Annotated in this window: 14 protein-coding genes; 9 read left to right on the forward strand and 5 right to left on the reverse strand. The window is 35.7% G+C overall.

The window, feature by feature from the left end; genetic code table 11:
- Positions 1 to 20: 20 nt before the first annotated feature.
- The 4 genes from GSQ84_RS23265 to GSQ84_RS23280 form a co-directional block, all read right to left on the reverse strand.
- On the reverse strand, positions 21 to 1,415 hold the full coding sequence (locus GSQ84_RS23265) for a RagB/SusD family nutrient uptake outer membrane protein (protein ID WP_158799779.1): 1,395 nt from the start codon (positions 1,413 to 1,415) through the stop codon (positions 21 to 23).
- A 10-nt stretch (positions 1,416 to 1,425) separates the two neighbouring features.
- Positions 1,426 to 4,914, reverse strand: coding sequence for a SusC/RagA family TonB-linked outer membrane protein (locus GSQ84_RS23270; protein WP_158799780.1), 3,489 nt, complete (start codon positions 4,912 to 4,914; stop codon positions 1,426 to 1,428).
- A 146-nt stretch (positions 4,915 to 5,060) separates the two neighbouring features.
- Complete coding sequence (locus GSQ84_RS23275) at positions 5,061 to 6,188, reverse strand: FecR family protein (protein WP_158799781.1); 1,128 nt, start codon at positions 6,186 to 6,188, stop codon at positions 5,061 to 5,063.
- A 77-nt stretch (positions 6,189 to 6,265) separates the two neighbouring features.
- Complete coding sequence (locus GSQ84_RS23280) at positions 6,266 to 6,838, reverse strand: RNA polymerase sigma factor (RefSeq protein ID WP_158799782.1); 573 nt, start codon at positions 6,836 to 6,838, stop codon at positions 6,266 to 6,268.
- A 364-nt stretch (positions 6,839 to 7,202) separates the two neighbouring features.
- On the opposite strand from GSQ84_RS23280, the gene GSQ84_RS23285 reads away from it, so the two are divergent.
- The 3 genes from GSQ84_RS23285 (at position 7,203) to GSQ84_RS23295 (ending at position 9,787) form a co-directional block, all read left to right on the forward strand.
- On the forward strand, positions 7,203 to 8,273 hold the full coding sequence (locus GSQ84_RS23285; protein WP_158799783.1) for a GAF domain-containing protein: 1,071 nt from the start codon (positions 7,203 to 7,205) through the stop codon (positions 8,271 to 8,273).
- Entirely contained in the window at positions 8,273 to 9,382 is a 1,110-nt protein-coding gene (locus tag GSQ84_RS23290; protein ID WP_158799784.1) for a GAF domain-containing protein, read from the forward strand. Before GSQ84_RS23285 ends, GSQ84_RS23290 begins: the two co-directional genes overlap by 1 nt.
- A 96-nt stretch (positions 9,383 to 9,478) precedes the next feature.
- Positions 9,479 to 9,787 carry a hypothetical protein gene (locus GSQ84_RS23295; RefSeq protein ID WP_158799785.1) on the forward strand — a complete coding sequence of 103 codons (309 nt, stop codon included), beginning with the start codon at positions 9,479 to 9,481 and terminating at the stop codon, positions 9,785 to 9,787.
- 668 nt (positions 9,788 to 10,455) lie between these two features.
- Here the strand turns inward: GSQ84_RS23295 and GSQ84_RS23300 are convergent.
- A complete protein-coding gene (locus tag GSQ84_RS23300) occupies positions 10,456 to 12,354 on the reverse strand; it encodes a DUF4153 domain-containing protein (protein WP_158799786.1) in 1,899 nt (632 codons plus the stop codon).
- Positions 12,355 to 12,873: 519 nt separating this feature from the next.
- On the opposite strand from GSQ84_RS23300, the gene GSQ84_RS23305 reads away from it, so the two are divergent.
- The 6 genes from GSQ84_RS23305 (at position 12,874) to GSQ84_RS23325 (ending at position 17,994) form a co-directional block, all read left to right on the forward strand.
- The gene (locus GSQ84_RS23305) at positions 12,874 to 13,473 is read left to right on the forward strand and encodes a Crp/Fnr family transcriptional regulator (protein ID WP_158799787.1); all 600 of its coding nucleotides are present in this window, start codon (positions 12,874 to 12,876) and stop codon (positions 13,471 to 13,473) included.
- Positions 13,474 to 13,811: 338 nt separating this feature from the next.
- Positions 13,812 to 15,122, forward strand: coding sequence for a protein kinase (locus GSQ84_RS23310; RefSeq protein ID WP_158799788.1), 1,311 nt, complete (start codon positions 13,812 to 13,814; stop codon positions 15,120 to 15,122).
- A 62-nt stretch (positions 15,123 to 15,184) separates the two neighbouring features.
- The gene (locus GSQ84_RS28495; RefSeq protein ID WP_371416429.1) at positions 15,185 to 15,691 is read left to right on the forward strand and encodes a MauE/DoxX family redox-associated membrane protein; all 507 of its coding nucleotides are present in this window, start codon (positions 15,185 to 15,187) and stop codon (positions 15,689 to 15,691) included.
- A 76-nt stretch (positions 15,692 to 15,767) separates the two neighbouring features.
- Positions 15,768 to 15,989, forward strand: a complete 222-nt coding sequence (locus GSQ84_RS23315; RefSeq protein WP_158799789.1) for a hypothetical protein — start codon at positions 15,768 to 15,770, stop codon at positions 15,987 to 15,989.
- A gap of 274 nt (positions 15,990 to 16,263) precedes the next feature.
- Complete coding sequence (locus GSQ84_RS23320; RefSeq protein WP_158799790.1) at positions 16,264 to 16,485, forward strand: hypothetical protein; 222 nt, start codon at positions 16,264 to 16,266, stop codon at positions 16,483 to 16,485.
- A gap of 477 nt (positions 16,486 to 16,962) precedes the next feature.
- Entirely contained in the window at positions 16,963 to 17,994 is a 1,032-nt protein-coding gene (locus GSQ84_RS23325) for a hypothetical protein (protein ID WP_158799791.1), read from the forward strand.
- The last annotated feature ends 29 nt before the right edge of the window (positions 17,995 to 18,023 follow it).

An 18,023-nucleotide genomic window follows, 5' to 3' on the forward strand; every position in this document is an offset into this window, starting at 1 on the left:
CCCGTTTTTTTTGATATTAATTATCGAATATTTTGCTGAATACCACTTAGGGCAATTTCATCGTCTGGAATTGGGAAAACATAACGAGGGTCGTTTGGTGGCAAGGTATAAGTTATTCCATTGGCAACCCTTTGCAAGGTAATATCAGCACCTTCTTTATTCAACCGTTTTAGATCGGTCCATCGCAGGCTGCGCCATATTAATTCTTTACGTCTTTCTACTAATATTTGATTGAGTGCATTCTGAGAATTTGAAGCACTCATTGGAATAAAATGACCTGTTTTATACCTATTAATTAATAAGGTATTCATCGTAGACATGGCATCAGTTATCTGATTTCTTCTGGCCAGACATTCTGCTTTGATCAAATAAACCTCGTCAGTTGCCAGACCTGTGAAAGGACTTGGATATGCACCTGCATAACCATATTTCATATATAAAAGTCCTGTTTGTATATTGGTGCCAAAGAAGATAGATCGTCTAAGATCATTTGCATCATATAATTGATATAGCGATGGGTTGATGGTCACAGCTGTGTTGTAATCGGCTGTTAAAAGTATATTATAATAGTTAGCTACTACTGTTGTATTCAAAATTGTTTCTGTACTATTGATCGAAAATGGAACAGCTTGTAAAGTATCAATGGTATTATAATCAATCAATGTTGGATATAAATTTAAGGTGCTGTCTGCATATTGTTCTGCCTTATCATATTTGCGCATACTTAAATAAATACGTGAAAATAAAGCCATTGTTGCTACTTTAGATGGTCTTTCTTTGTTGTTGACCTGAATACCCGGATAAAGTAAATTACTTGACGCAGATAAATCTGAAAGTATTTGGTTATATGTTTGTTCAACTGATGAACGAGGTTCAATTTCATCTATTCCAGGTTTTAGGCGGATAGGTATTCCCAGATCAGTTGTCGCTGTCTGGCTATCATAAGCCGGGGAAAAACTTCTTACCAGATCATAGAATGCATAGGCTCTCATAAATAGTGCCCATCCTTTAATATTATTCCACTGCCCACGGTTAAGATCTACAATGGGAATTTGATTTAATCCTTCTAAAACATTATTACAGGTAAATATAGAAGAATATCCAACATTCCAATCTTTAATTCCTAATTGTCCTTCGTATAAATCCTTTGCCCAGATATAACTATTTCTTTCCGCATTAAAGTAGGTTCCAAGCCAGGATTCATAATCAACAAAATTATAGTCATCTGATGACATTTGTAAAAGACCGGGTGTTGTTCTATTTAAGCAATTAATATTTTCCAGTAATGCTTGTTCATCAGCCAATGTATTTGGCGAAACCATATTGGTACCAGGTTTGGCATCGAGAAAATCTTTTTTGCAACCATAGAATATTGTTATAACAATGAGGAAGATAAAAGGGTATAAAAATTTCATATTATGGATTTTAGAAATTGGCTTTAACACCTAATGAGATGGTTGTTGGGATAGGTACGCTATTTGGATAATCAGGATCTATTTTATAATGAGTAGCCTTCCAAAGGATCAGTAGATTTGATGCATAGAGATATAGACTAAGATTTGAAAAAGGCAATTTTTTATATTTTTCTTTAGCCAGTTGGTAATTTAGCTGAATATCCTGCAGTCTGATATGATCAGCTTTTTCAACCAATATATTGGAGTAGTTATAGATATTATCCCTGGACATTTTTGCCGGGTAAATGAGTGATGGTACATTTGTGATCAGTTCATCGCCTGGTTTTTGCCATCTTGAGTCATAATCGGACTGCTGATAGGAATCCATTGAACCATAACCCTGGTAAAGGTTATAATTACTTAAGGACGATCTTCTGAATACGTAGCCTAATTTATAGATAATGTTAAATGACAATTCCCATGATTTGTATAAAAAAGAGTTTCTGAAGGAACCAAAATATTTAGGAGTGGAGGTTCCGCTATAGACCAATTCTGACGAGTTCGTAGAATTCGCAATGCCAGCATAATCTTCACTTACTTTTCCATTCAATATACTTTGCGGATTTCCTGCATTATCCAGGCCCATCCATTTGTAACTAAAGATGGAATAATAGGAGTAACCTTCCAGTGGATTGATGTAATTTTGGGATACAATATTCCCGTTACTACCTTGTTTCACTTTGTAATTGGTAATCTTATCGGTGTTGTAATTAAACAAAAAAGTACTAAACCATTTAAAATTAGCCGTTTTAATGTTTGTCGAATTCAGTGTGAGATCGATCCCTTTAGAAAGAGTATTAGCCGAGTTTCCTTTAAAAATTGAAACTCCGGTTTGTGGGGCAATAGGACTTTGTCCAATCAGATCAGTTCCATTTTTTATCCAGTACTCTAAACTTCCAGTTAGCCTATTGTTTTTCATTCCAAAGTCAATCCCAAAATTTGTATTTTGAACCTTCTCCCATCGTAAAGAAGGATTTGGAGGATTACTTATTTGCAAGTAGGAGGCTCCCCAGAGATTTGGTGCATTTATAGTTTGAGTAGTTAAAAAGGCCGATGTGGTTTTGTCTACATTGCCGCTGGTTCCATAAGTTGCCCTTAATTTTAAATAGGGTAAGCTGCTAAAATGATAAAAATCTTCTTTACTTAAATTCCATGCCAAGCCTGTCGACCAAAGTGGAACTCCTTTTTGGTTGGTTTTTACTCCGAAGATATTCGATTCATCTCTTCGTGAACTTGCAGACAGGATATATTTTTGGTCATAGATGTATGAACCGTTGGTATAATAAGAAACATACCTATCAATTGTTCCAGCATTACCAATGTTTAATGGAATCCTGTTTATAAGACCATTATAATAACTTGGATAATCCTGTAATTGATTGATCGTTGCATTCAGGTTAGTAGCCGTCGCGGGGTCATAACCATACAAGGTGGTATAATCCTGCGAACTTTGATAATCTTTGAACTCATACCCAGCGATCACATTGATAGCATGTTTACTGGCAAATTCGTTTTCATAATTTATCTGCCCTCTGCCATAATGAGAATAGTAGGAACTATTGTTATTATCTACGATATCTCCCAGTGGTACAGGTCTTGTAGCAGCACCGGTTACCGGATCAATTTGTGTGAATGAATTGATTAAATTCCTGGTGTAATAAGATTCGAGACTATTGTTATCACTGTATTCAGTAATTCCCTTATCATAAGTGTAATTTACAGATAAGGTTAAATTGGGTATCACTTGATAATTTACGCCCAGGTTGATTTTGTAATCTGTCAATCGCATATCAGAATGATAATAAGCCGGGTTCAGTTCGTCCAGCGGCCGTTTATGCCAATCGAGCAATTTTCCCTTGCCAACTGTATCCACATAAGCTAACCTTAAAGTCCCATCGGTAACGGCCAGTGGGTTTCCATTGGCACCCGCAACATTTTCATAAGGATATAGTGGTTGGTAACCGGCTCCTCTAATTTTAGTATTGCTGGAAGTAAACATCAGTCCTGTTAAAAACCGGAGTTTGTTTTTCAATAAAGACAAAGTATTATTCGCATTAACAGTAAAGCGGTCATCGCTGTTGGTCACGTTATTCCCCAGATCATTGTCATAACCCAGTGCAACATAATACTTATTGTAAACTCCGCCACCTGTGGCACTAAGCTGGTACTGCTGGTTAAGGCTTGTCCTGTAAAAATATTTATTCAAATCAGCCCTATTATCATGACCTGCAATAGAATCCAGCATTTGCGTTTGTCTTGCATCCGTGATTTGATTGTTTCTGCGCAGCAACATCACTTCCACAGCAGGAGAGAGGGCCATATAACCCGAATTGATCTTCGGGTTATACTTTCCTTTACTAAACAGAAATTGTTCCACACCTATGTATTCCTGATTAGTGAGCTGCGGCATATAATACTGATTGGGCTTACTTCCGAAAGTGATATTTGTATTGAAACTGATGACTGGTTTTTGATTAAAAGCACCTGTTTTGGTGGTGATCACAATTACGCCGTTGCCAGAACGTGCTCCCCAGATGGATGCTGCGGCAGCATCTTTCAAAATGGTAATAGACTTTACATCCTGAGGATTGATGTTCGCCACATCTCCGTCATAGGGAAAATTATCTAAAATAATCAGCGGGTTTGCATTGGCAGAAATTGTGCTCCTATCCCTTATACTGATGACAGGCGTATTGCCCATCGTGTTTTTATTGAATAACAAGCCGCTGGTTACCCCATCCAGCCTGTCCAGTATATTTTTACCTACCTTTCGGTTTAGTAAAGCGCTGTCTATCAATACAAAACTTCCAGTAGCCCTTTCTTTTGGAATATACTGATAACCTGTGGATACGATATTTACGGTATCCAGGTATTGCACATAACGGATCATCTTTAAGTTGACCGGTTTTTTGCTCGCTAAAACTTCAGCTGGCTCATAACCCAGGTAAGTTACAGAAATCTCTGCTTTATCATCCACATCCCTCAGTACAAAAAATCCGGTTTTACCGGTTACTGTAGAAATGTCCGTGTTCTTGATATGGATCACGGCGCCATCCAGTCCAATACCATCTTCATCAGTGATCAGGCCTACTACATTTACCTTTGATATTTTGTTTACCGGTTTAGAAGGCGGTGCCTTATCTCTTAGCCTGAATATGCTTACCACTCTGTTTTTAATATTGTAAGTTAATGGCTGGCCAGTGAGAACAACCTTTAGAGCCTCATCAACAGATGCATTTCTGACGTCTATACTAACGGGTTGTGTTCCCGAAAGATCACCGCGGTCAAAGATGAAATCATATCCGCTTTGCGAGCGGATCATTTTGAGTATTTTTTCTAAGGGTGCTTTTTGTTCACTGATCGTGATTTGCTGGGCAAATAGATGGTTTCCAAAGAATAGCAGAGCCATGAGTGGTAATGTGATCTTCAGGCGCATTTTGCGTCTTTTTTTATAAATCATTTTATATATTTGGTTTAGGGTGCCTGAGTTTTGAGAGACAGGGCACCTGTAATTCAGTTAATAAGTTTTTTTCTTTAGTTAACAGAAGCCAAAAAAATCGCCAGGATTGCGACTAACACTCCTGGCGTTGGCATTTATAATTATCTCTAGTTTATTACCATTATCCTCCTTCCATCAATTTTAAAGTGAACTTTTCCGGTTGATTCTATTCTGTTTAAAACAGTTGAGAGTTTATTTTTACGTGCTACCCAGCCTCCGAGTTCCATTTTAGGTGAGGCGGAAGAGCTATACACAAATTCTACGTTGTACCAACGGCCAATTTCCCGCATATCGGATTTAAAATCATCTCCTTTATTAAAGCTGAAATCGCCATTTTTCCAGTCCACCTCTGTTGCGGTATCTACATTTTTAACAGATATGACCGAACCAGAATTTAAAGCTTGCTGACCAGGTTTAAGCATAACCTTTTTATTGATGCCAACACTTCCTTCCAAAAGGGTAGTTTTAATCAGCTGCTCATCCGGGTAGGCATTGATGTTAAAGTGTGTACCAAATACTTCTACGCGTTGATTATCTGTTTCTACTACGAAAGGAACCCCACTCTGGTGTGTTACTTCAAAGTAGGCTTCGCCGCTCAACTTTACCTTTCGTTCTTTGAGAGATAAAAAAGATGTTGGATATTTTAAAGAAGAAGCGGCGTTAAGCCATACTCTGGTACCATCGGGCAGGCGCAGCTGATATTTGCCGCCTTTAGGAATTTCGATCTTATTGTATGTGATTTCGGAATGGGGTATTATACTTGCCGTGGTATAAATCAGTTCATCTGCTGCTGTTCTGGCAATCTCTATACCTGCTTGTTTTACCACTTTACTTTTTTGAATAGCTGATAAGCCTATTTTTTTACCATTGGACAAAGTTAAAACAGCTTTGCCGGAGCCCGGGGCGATGTCGTTAAGAATAGTGAAATCATTATATCGTTGCCGTTCAATCTGTTTATTGTAACAGTATAAGCTAATACTGATGATGCATAGTGCAGTAGCTGCAATGGCAATACTCGGCCATAATTTTACCTTGCTTTTTTTGTATTCTTTATATTGCTCATCAAGGGACGCCTTCACCCGGTTTAAATCATCTGAACGATCAGAGTAGCTTACATCCATCGGTTGATCATCATAGTATTGAAGATAGAGGTTATCCAGAAAGGCATCTTCTTCTTCAGAAGTCATGCCTGCTGCATATCTTTCTATGATTTCGTTTAATTCTTCTCTGGTCATCTCTTGGAAGGGAATATTTCCTATTTATAAGAGTAAGACAAGAAGCTAAGGCAGAACATGTAAAAGAAAATTATAATTTATAAAAGCAAGGAAAGAAAGAGGAAAAAGCGAAGCTTAAGCCGCAGGATTTGCAGGGCATTGGAGATGTGCCTGCTAACTGTAGACTCCTCTATTCCAAGGATAACCGCAATTTCTTTGTGACTCAAATTTTCATAACGGCTCAATAAAAATGCTTCGCGCGTTTTTGGCGTCATGTCTAAAGTTCCTTGTTCAATTTGTTCTTTGAGCTGATTTTCGCGGATCAAATGATCCGCTTGTTCAAATTTATCGTTATAATGTAGTAGGTGATAATTAATGTATTTGTCTTTGACCACTTCACGAGATAATTGATTCTTAAGGCGGTTTTTGACAGAGGTATATAAAAACCCGGATAGGTTAGTGGTAATTTCCAGTACTTCTCTTTTATCCCACAAAATGGCGAAGACGTCGTGCAGCACATCTCTCGCTTCATCACGGTTACGGATCTTATTATAAGCGTGAATAATGAGAACTGTGGCATAACGGGTGTAGATTTCTGTATATGCCGCGCGGTCGTTGCACTTCAATAATTTTACTAATTCGTCATCAGAAAAGTCGGTGTAGGAAGCCATGCAACATGATATTTGGTGGCAAAAGGTAATTACTTTTTTTTATCTTGAAAGAATTTGAGGCGAAAACAAATATTTTTTGAATTTTTTAAGATTTCTAAATATCGGCCTTTATGATGTTTTAAAGGACGATTTGTTAATTACTAAATTGATTTTTCAAAGGCGTTAAGTATGTTTTTCAAATTTTCAGCCCTTAATTGTCACTAAAATGTCACCTATTTTTTCAAATTTTACCCTTCTATTTGCACGGTTATTGCAGATCTATAAATATTGATTAATTCATACGGTTTTTTAGGAAAATTTCAATTTCTTTCATTGAGCTGAAATCTTTTTAGCCTTTAAAATCGTTAGTGGAACACGACTATTTATGGGTGAGAAAGAATCTGAAAAATTAGTGAAGGTTAACCGTTTTCTAAAGCTCCATATCAGCAAAGAGAAAGAATTACAGGAAATTGTAGAGCTAGCGGCTAACATCTGTGAAACCCCTTATGGCATGATTAGTTTTTTAGATCATGGGATCCAGTATGTTAAATTTAGTGTAGGTACTCCAATAGTAGAAAATGGATATGAAAATAGTTTCTGCAAGCAAACAGTTGAGCAGTATGATATACTTGAAGTAGCTGATACCACAAAAGATCCGCGTTTTCAACACCATCCCTTTGTAGTAAATGCTCCACATATCAGATTTTACGCGGGCTCGCCCTTAACTACAGATGGCGGTGAAAATATAGGAACGATCTGTGTGTTTGATCTTACCGCCAAAAAATTAAGCGGCCTGCAGCTCCGGATGTTACAAAGTTTATCCAGGCAGGTTACTTATTTACTGGATTTTGATGCCAATTTATCCCTGATAAAAGACCAGTTTATCAACTCAAAAAAATCAGAAACAAAACTTCGTGCTTTTTTTGAAAGTTCAAGTTCCTGTCACCTGCTTTTTGATCCCGCGCTAAAAGTAATCTCCTATAATAAAGCTACGGTAGATTTTATGCTTAGCAGTTCCAATATACATTTTTCGGAAAGTTTGGAAATTAAAGATTTTATTCATCCCGATTTTCTAAAGAAATTTGAGTCAAATTGCCATGCTGCGCTAAGGGGAGAGTCTCTGATAGAGGAGATTACACTGAGTTATCCCATCGGAGATATTCACTGGTATTCCACCTTCGATCCCGCACGTGATCCCTATGGTAAAATTATTGGTATATCCTTTAACGTGACAAACATTACTAAAAGTGTAGAAGCTGAAATCCTGTTAAGGCAACAAAATGAGTCACTTCAAAAAATAGCCCATTTGGAAGAGAATGAGCTAAAAATTTGTGTACGACTAATTAATGTGTTAATGGACAATATTTTAGATAACGAAAGTGCAAAACAAATCGGAGAGATTCAGTTAATGAAGGAATCAGTGAAAGAGCTGACTGACAAAAGCAGGAGGGTTTAATGGAACAAATAGAATCAGACCGGCTGAAAGGCCTAAATCGTTTTTTAAATCTTGAAAGCGGCAAATATAGGGAGTTACAGCAGATTGTCAGTTTTGCTGCAGAGATCTGCGGTACGTCAAGTGCCCTGGTCACTTTTACTGACAAGGATGTAGAGGCAATTAAATTTAATACAGGCGTTGATTTGCTGAGTACGGCAAGAGAAAATTCTTTTTGCAAGCTCATGATTGAAGATTATCAAGTGTTTATGTTACCGGATACTGCTGCCGACGAAAGATTTGCACATCACCCCCTGGTTACAGCTGAACCCCATATCAGATTTTTTGCCGGTATACCATTGACCACACCCGACGGACATTACCTGGGTAGTCTCTGTGTAATCGATACCCTGGCAAACTCACTCACTGAAACCCAACAAAAGATGCTGTATATTTTGTCAAAACAGGTGATCCAGCTCATTGAGTTTGACGAGAGCCTTGCCTTGCTAAAAGAGCAGTTTGAGGAAGCAAAAAATGCAGAAATTAAGATGCGGGCATTTTTTGATAGTATAGCTTCCGTTTATTTACTGCTTGATAAAGATTATCATGTTTTAGCCTTTAACAAGATGTGTAGAGAAAATGTGAAGCAGAATTCTGGATTGGATCTTTGCGCAGGGATGAACATTAGGGACTTTATGCCTATAGATCATTTTAAAGATCTAATCAAATATTATGAGAAGGCATTAGCTGGAGAAACATCCCGTATTGAGAAATATTTCAAGTTTGAGAACTTTTCTATTTTTTGTGATCTTACGTTTAATCCAGCTTACAATGATGAAGGAGAAATCATAGGGGTATCTTATAATTCAATAGATATTTCAGAAATTATGAGGAACCGGGATACTTTTAAGGAAAGTCAGTCGATTTTAGACAAGATCGCTTATATACAGTCGCACGAATTGCGTAAACCTGTAGCGAATATTAAGGGGCTCTTGCTGCTTTTGGAAATGGAAGAATATTTGGAAGTTATCCCTGAGCTGAAACAAATGCAGGAAGCCGTTGTTAATCTTGATGAAATAATTGCACTTATTGTAAATTACACAGCGAAAACAATTAATAAAATTAATAATTAAAAGTTGCTAAAAGCGTTTACTGGTGGTTGTATGGCAATCTGTAAGGATTAAAAAATAATTTCTGGTGTTTAAAGCGTTTACTAACCGAAAAAAATTATGATTATTATTGCTAATCAAAAGAGAATATTGAGCGAGATCTTCTTTGAAACATTGGAATCTTCTTTTGGGGATTTTGTTAATGAGACACTAGGTACTGATTATATATTTAATTATATCATTGCAGAGGATTTAGTAACGATCAGGTCGATGGATAGAAATATTGCCTGTGTACTGGTAAATTACGCTGACATCAGGGTAGAAAAGGTTTATGAAGATGTGCTGGCCTTCGATTTGATAATGGACAGCCTCATTAGGTTTATTCATGCAGCTGTTGGTAATCAATTTGAGGTATCTGCTTTGGAGTAGGAGATATGTTGAGTGAATGTGCTTAAACCGATGATTGGCTTAAATCAATTTATTCCTGAAATGTTTATTGGAGATGAAAAAGTTATAGTATAAACTTGATCTCAGGGATGTTTTTATACATTCTCTTATAGATGGCTCAAAGAGTTATTTAATTGAATCTCATGGAGTAAATCTAGGGTATATTTATATGAAGTCAATCAATGAAAATACCGGTTTGCCGGAGTGGGAGGAGATTATAAATGACCTGCATGCTTAAACGGCTGAGGTGGGCGCTTTTATTTTGCGTTCGGGTTTGTAGTTAGTTTGTTTTTTTGAGGGTTAAGATCTGATTTTACAGATGGGATCAAAAGGACCATCAACCGTAAACTCTATTCAGTAATTAAATTTATCATTGTAAACCACAGGCAGTAAAAACAAATTTTATTGTAAACCCAAATTAGTAATTTACTTTCTTAATGTAAACTTATGTCAGTGTTCGAGTCAAGTGGCAAGTTAACACACCTTTCACATAGGTTTCAAAGAGGGTTAACATAGGGTTGACATAGGTAGGGGGTATGTCAACCCTATGTTAACCTCGTATGGATATTCTGACAATTTCAACCTTCACTACTACTATCCTATACCGAGATTAGGAGAAGACGGGGTTTTTTATGGAAGAGTAATCGTGATTATTTCGCTTTAATCAGGAATACGCCATTGTTATAGGTAATCTTTTTTATCGTTTTGTTTTTGTCCCGGTTAAACCTGATAGAATTTATTTTATAGACGACCTTGAAATTTTTGGTTTCTCCAATAACACCTAGCATAGCTGCAGGAAGGCTATATGTATATTCCGCATTATTGGATACCTTATAGGTTTTTAATTTTTCAGGGCTTTTGAGCAGCTGATTTAAAAACTCTTTTAAATCGAACAGGGCAGTGTCGTTGTTCAGCCGAAGTGATAATACTCCATTTTCGGTCATGCTTTCTTTAACAGTGATTTTGCGTGTTGCATTAATATTTGTATCCTGCTCAAAGCTGCTTTCCTGCAGGATGTAATCATATCCCTTGATTTCTACCAGGCCTATTTCAATATCTTTAATAAAATAACTATCAACCCTGGAACGATGTTTATATGAACTATAATCTTCTATATCATGAGTACTGAAATCACCCAGACCAAGGTAATTCTGAAGCCAGTTTATTTTTAGATTGTCCAGGTCATACCTTAGGCTATAACGATTAGGTTTGCCTTTTTTTAAGCTGTTCGATAAGGAATCTGTAACCTGATCCAGCTCTTTATTGATATACGGCTGGAGGGCACCGTAACCATACTGTTCAATAATATACCTCAGTGTACTTGCAGCATAGTTACCATCCTTTAGCGGGATATTTTTTATTGCTGTTATTTTGTGATCTTTATAAGCATGGTTCCTTTTGAAGATGTTAGTCAGAATCTTTACTTGTGAGTAAGAAGACACAGAAAATGCACTTTGTGGTCCATATATACAAACGATAGTGAATATGCAAAGTGAAATAGGGACAAGCTTAATGTTCTGTTTGCGGGATAGCAGGAAATAAACTGTGATAAATAACAACCAGAAAGCGAGCATGATCAGGAAATACCTTTTCTCTGTAATCCCATAGCTGAAAACCCTGGCACCTACGGCCAAGAATAACAGGACGATCAGCGGGAGCATCAGAAAATAAAAGCTACGGGCATAAGTTTTTATCCATCCATTTTCTGCCTGTTCACGAATGGGAAATACTAAAAGGAGGGAGAGGATGCCAAATACTGCATATCCCAATATTAAGTTGGCTACGAGTCCTTTAGGAAGATTCCATTGTACAAGAATTTTAGCCTCGTAGGCCAATAGTATGATCACATAAACTGTGGCTAACGGAATTAAAACATATTGCGTAAATACTTTTAGTCCTTTAGGATAGGTGAAATCATTGTTCAGGGTATCCAAGTCTTTTGGGATGCCTGCGAGAAAAAATACTGTGTTGAATATTCCAGCAGTGAATATCCATAATTTGGCGTAAATGTTTGAACCCAGGTCAATGTTAAACAGAAATTTAGTGGCACCTATTGCACCGGCCAGGCCCAGAAAAAGTACAGCACTGTAGAGTGCGCCTGTTAAAAAACGGATAAATATTGTTTTGTTAAATTGCCAGAAGCCCTGGATAGAATCGGCGTGAATATAGGCTGAAAATGAGACCAAAAGATGTGCAGCGAGGCTCATTAATGTGAACCTGATCGTATCGGCACTCCGCTCAAAAGGATTGATAAACCAAATCAGGTTAATAACAAATAAGGCGATAAGCGCTTTGTATATGTACAATTGCATGCCTTTTACGGCTTTGTGCTCTAGATATAAACTTGTCGAAAGGCTAACCACTAATCCTAAATTGGCAATCATGACAATTCTGATACACCAATCCATTATTTTAGAATCCTGGGATGGTGTTTCGATACCAACAATTGCCGCGGTTGTACCGATCACAGCAAAGATTATTTCCAGAGGGAAACGCCTGATCACATATTTGATGTTTTCTATTAAGTTCTGAATGGATGGGAGCGCCATAATTTGAGTTCTTATTTTCGGGTAATTTAGTTGATTGATTCGGTATTTGAAATAAAGGGTTGGTATTTGCTTGTTTGTCGTAATTGCGAACAGAACTTTTATGGGGCTTCAAAGATTTGAGGAAGGTTTTATCATTCTCTAAAATATTATTGAAAAAGATGAGTCGAATCTGGGTTATAACTGAGGAGTGGTAAATCAAAGATTCTCGCCTGCAGATTTGTCCTTCCCAGATAAATGGATAATTACTAGTTTGTACAATTAATGATGAAATACCTTGATCAGGGTCAATGGTAACCATTTTCACTGTTGTACTAAAATTTTCTATAATATTATTTGTTAAATTCCGCTAAACTATTAAATTTGTAGTAATGAGATAATATAATAGTCGTTTGTGCTAATAGCTCCTCTAATATGCCTTTCCTGTATCTCTGTTTATAATAGTAATATCTAAATTTGATATGCTGATAGGCGGCATAGTCATTTAAAATAAAACGGCTTTCGAATTTAAAATTGAGTATTATGGCACATCAGGATTTATTTAAATTTCTCCCAGGCGATGAGCGCACTAAACAATTGTTGTCACAACCTGGACACCAAAAGTGGATAGAGGCGCTGGAAGAAAAGTTGAAACCTATTCTGGTGACCCGTGGCCAAATGCTAACCGTAGCGGGAAAAAAGCCAGATGCCATTTATTACCTAGAGAGGGGAGCTATTAAAGGGTATCGACATAAATTTGTCAAACAACAGGTATTTTATTTATGGGATAGTCAGTCCATTGTAGGAGATGCTAGGAGTTTTTTTGATGAGAAACCATCTGATCTGTACATCCAGGTTGTAAAAGATGCTTCATTATTGATGCTTGAAAAAGAAGCACTGAATAGTGTGATTTCAGAGTTTCCAGAGTCTTGGGTTTTCCTTACTTCAATTGTATTACATTGTTATTCCTATCATGAGGAAAACCACTTTGATATGCTAGAATTAAATAGTTTTGAACGATTCGAGAAACTAATTTCTACAAGAAAAATGATTGATATGACTTTTTCTAAAAGTGACATAGCTTCTCTTTTAGGTGTCTCCCGTTCGTCTCTTAATACTTTCTACCATAAAGGATCACGATAATACATTTTTCTTGTCTCTTTATATACACTGTACTGCACACAATTCAACATCATTTTGTACAGTATTGTACGTCATTTTGTCTAGTATTTATACTCCTAAAAGGAGTGATATGCTTATCTTAGTATAGTAGTTATACGACAAACATTGTGTTGAATGATTGAATTAAATTCGATATCGGTTATTGTAAATACTAAATTTATAAAACCAAATTTAGAGCTATTTAAATCGCAATTAGGTTACTAATAGTAATTGAGAATGACCAGCGCAACAGATTGGATTATAAAGGAGTGAGGTCTTAAGGAATTGAATAATAAGAATATTTGATTAAAATAAAATAGATGGAAAATACATATAGTCAAATCAACCTAAGTGAACAAGACCTCGCTGATATTGTGGATGAGTTGGGTTTAGTGTATAAAATAGATGGTAACTACCTTTTGATAGGTATAGGTCCCTCTTTTAATGATTACGTGCTATATATATCTGTTGTCTTATCGCAACTAAAACAAATATTAAAAATTATTATACGAGAAATATACACTGAAGCATTATCTATGGTTGTGATAAAAGATATGAAAACTGCCGAGGACTTATTAACTGGAGTATTTGGGGTAGATGAAATTGGGAAAGTCATTGCAGTTTTTATTCCAAAAGATCGTGAATTTCTTTCCATAACCCAGAAGCTGGTAATGTTAACCCAAGGATTTAAAGGTCCTGAAATACCTGGTAAAATTCATTTAGGAGAACTTGTATATACCGATTCAAATTTGAAACTAGATGAAGCAAAAAGTAAAAACAAGCTCCAGGTTTTCCAGGACAACTATTTGGTATTGTCTATCATAAAAAGACACATCAAAGGGAATGTTTATAAATGCTTCTATATGAAAGGAATCTTTAATATGGGGTTCTGTATCATAAAAGAAGGTAAAAAATCCATGTGGTCTGATCATGAGGGTAGAGATATCAAAGATAGGTTAGAATGGCAAAAAAAAATCCATCAAGATTTATCCGATATAATAGATATTCCTAAAATACTGGATTTGTTCGAAGAAAATGGGAATACTTACTTGGTTATGGAATATATCAAAGGGATAGCTCTGACTAGTGTAATTAATCGGACATACATGGGGAGGAACTGGATGCAGCTGTCTCTTACTGAGAAAAATAAGCTATTAAACCTATTACTTAAAATATTAAAAATAATAGAAAGCATACATAAAAAGGGGTATATCCATCGTGATCTATCATCGGATAACTTCATGATTACTAAAAAACTGCGTATTTATGCTATCGATCTGGAACTGGCGTATGGGGTAAATTTTGGATATCCTTCACCTCCATTTCAATTAGGTACACCTGGATATATGTCGCCTGAACAAATAAGGAGAGACAAGCCAACCTATAAAGAGGATATCTATGCGATTGGTGCTTTAATGATTATTTTTTTTACTAATATAAGACCAGAGGAATTTGATCTTCAAAATCCAAATGAGATATTCAAATCCATTTTTTCTTACACAAGGGACCAGCATATCGCTGAGCTTATAGTTAGATGCTTAAATGAGTCATTAGTTATTAGGCCAGAACTGCATGAGATAAATAGCGTATTGCAGTCAATACTTGAAAATTCAAGTAGAGGGGTTGGATAGATTATGCTCTCTGTATGCTAGAATGTTAAAAGAATAAGGAATACAAATAAATTGATTTTAAAATGAAAGCGAATTTAAATCAAACCAATGGACTGAATCTGAAACCTGTTTTGGATAAAATTTTTGGACTCTTTTCTAAAGGTGAGACATACTTAAATATTTTAGTCAATCTGTTTGCATTGTTATTTCTCTATACAGCATCAAGCAAATTATTGGTATACCAAAATACTGAATTGAGTATGTCTAAATCGCCAATAATTACCGAATTTGCTCCCATTTTAGTGTGGATGGTACCCACTATTGAAATTGTTATATCAATTTTATTATTGGTTCCTAAAACAGTGTTAATAGGGTTATATGCATTTTTTACGCTTATGGTTATGTTTACTTGCTATATCATTTGCATTTTGTATTATAGCTCATTTGTTCCCTGTAGTTGTGGTGGGGTAATTTCTTCATTGACGTGGAGTCAGCATTTGATCTTTAACACAGTATTTATTGTACTGGCTATTATCGCTATTTTCATTAAAACCAAATTTAAACCAACAAATCATCTATTGATAAACTAAAATATTTTATGCGCAATAAATCAGGGGATACCGAAAACCTGGAATAGAGTAGGTCTTTAATTAAATGTTTTATAGAATGAAAAAATTATTTTTTGCCTCCATTTTAGCCATACTAGCTATTGGAGGTGCTTATGCACAGACATTTTCAACTGGACCTTCTGGAACTGGTACAATATTTAGTTGTACAACTGCAACTACGCCAACCTGTCGTTCAACCGTTCCTGGTGGCACCGCTTATCCTTTTCCAACTGGAACCACTAAAGTTCAACTTCCAGATTTACATTATGTACCACAATAATGTATTAATATTATGTATACTTTGGATCAACATTAGTTGGTCCAGAGTATACATAATATCATAAATACTATTAATGAAAGAGTCCTTGTTAGAATAGTATTCTTCTTGAAAACTGATTTAGACGTTTTTGAGACAAATCCAAATTCTAAATTATTATTGATTAGGATCTTTCGTTTGGTATACAAACGTTTTATGGTGAAAGAATTCTCTTAATTATATCAGGAGAAACCGAAAACCTGGAATAGAGTAGGTTTTTAATCAAATATTTTATAAAATGAAAAAATTAATTTTTGCGCTTTGTTTAACGATAGCTGCTTTGGGAGGTGCTTATTCGCAAACATTTTCAACTGGGCCTTCTGGTACAGGTACAGTATTCGAATTTACGACTGAACATTCACCGACTTGTCGAACAGTAGTTCCAGGTAGCCAAGGCTATCCATATCCAAATGGAACTATCAAAGTCCTTCTTCCAGACCTATTCTATTCTCCAATTTAATGCTTAAAAGTTTCAATTATAATTAGAACAGCAATTTACTGCTGTAGATTACAGTGTTTTATGGAATCCTTAGTTAAAAGTATCAATCTTATGTGATGGACTTCATAATTATCTTTTACTATAGAAATAGGAGAATCTGAAAACCTGAAATAAAGTAGGTATTAATTAAATGCTTTACAGAATGAAAAAATTACTTTTTGCCTCCATTTTAGTTACAGTTGCCATCAGAGGTGCTTATTCACAAACTTATTCAACAGGGCCTTCTGGATAAGGGATGATTTTCGACTGCACTGTTGCAGTTGCGCCAACTTGTAGGTCGTTAGGTGCTAGTGGGGCTTATTTATATCCCAATGGTACAACTAAAGTTCGACTTCCAGATCTAATGTTTCTGCTATAGAGATGATTTTGGAAGCCCTGAATTAGGTCTTGATCAACAATTTATAGATCTGGACTAATTTACTCCTTAAAATATAAGTTATGATCAGAAAACTACTTCTAATGTTATGCTTTGGCATAGTCAGCGTAACATTACTTTACATATATTCTAATAAATCAGCCAATAAAAAAAATGGATTTAATCGATCTATATCAAAAAAAACGGCAATATTAGAAAACACTATTCTACTGGATAATGATCTATATTCAATAGCTGATATTGATCCAAAATTTATAACCTTGTATAAATTTAGAAAGCCCTATGATTTACTAAAAGTAACAATTGATTTAGCGCATAGACAATACTATCAGTTACCTTTAAGATCAAAAAATGAGCAATTTCCTGGCCTTAATACTGTCGCGTTTATTAAGGACTCAACAATCGTTTTAAGCGGTGGAACTTCTACAGCATATCAGTTGACTTCTGGTTACAGTGTTACGAAGAGAAAAAAGCTGGACAGCTTAGTATTTAACCAATCTGAAGTTGTGAATTCAGATTCCTTTATTTTAATGAGTGAAGTCCAGCTTGGAGGAACAAAAAGAAGAAAGATCAAAAAGTTAAACTTCAGAGGAAATGAGCTAAATTACTATATTCCTGAAAAACAAATAGATGGATATTTTTGCACAGATGGTTTATTTAAATATGATAGTAAATCGCGAAAGTTGGTGTATATGTTTTATTATAGAGGATCTTTCGTTTGTTTAAATTCTAATTTAAAAGTTTTGTATAAAGCTAAAACGATTGATACTATTACACTTGCAAAAATTCAACTTAAAATTTCAGACTCAAGTATTACTCAGTCTACTCCGCCCCCCATTGTCAATAAAAGATTTTGTATTGCTGACAACAGTGTTTATATCCAATCTGCTTTGAAAGCTGATAATGAACCCTCAAGTAATCCAAATCATGGAGCAATAATAGACATATATAATTTGCAAAGTGGTAAATATAAAAGTAGTTTCTATCTCCCATACTTGGAGAGACAGAAACTAACTGAATTTAGAATCTACGAACATAGCTTAATCGCGTTATATGCAAACAAGTTAGCTGTTTTTAAAATTCCTGATTTTTAGCATATATAGTGCGTTGATTTGCCAACTAT

Source organism: Pedobacter sp. L105, assembly GCF_009765875.1.
In the GTDB taxonomy this organism is placed as follows: domain Bacteria; phylum Bacteroidota; class Bacteroidia; order Sphingobacteriales; family Sphingobacteriaceae; genus Pedobacter.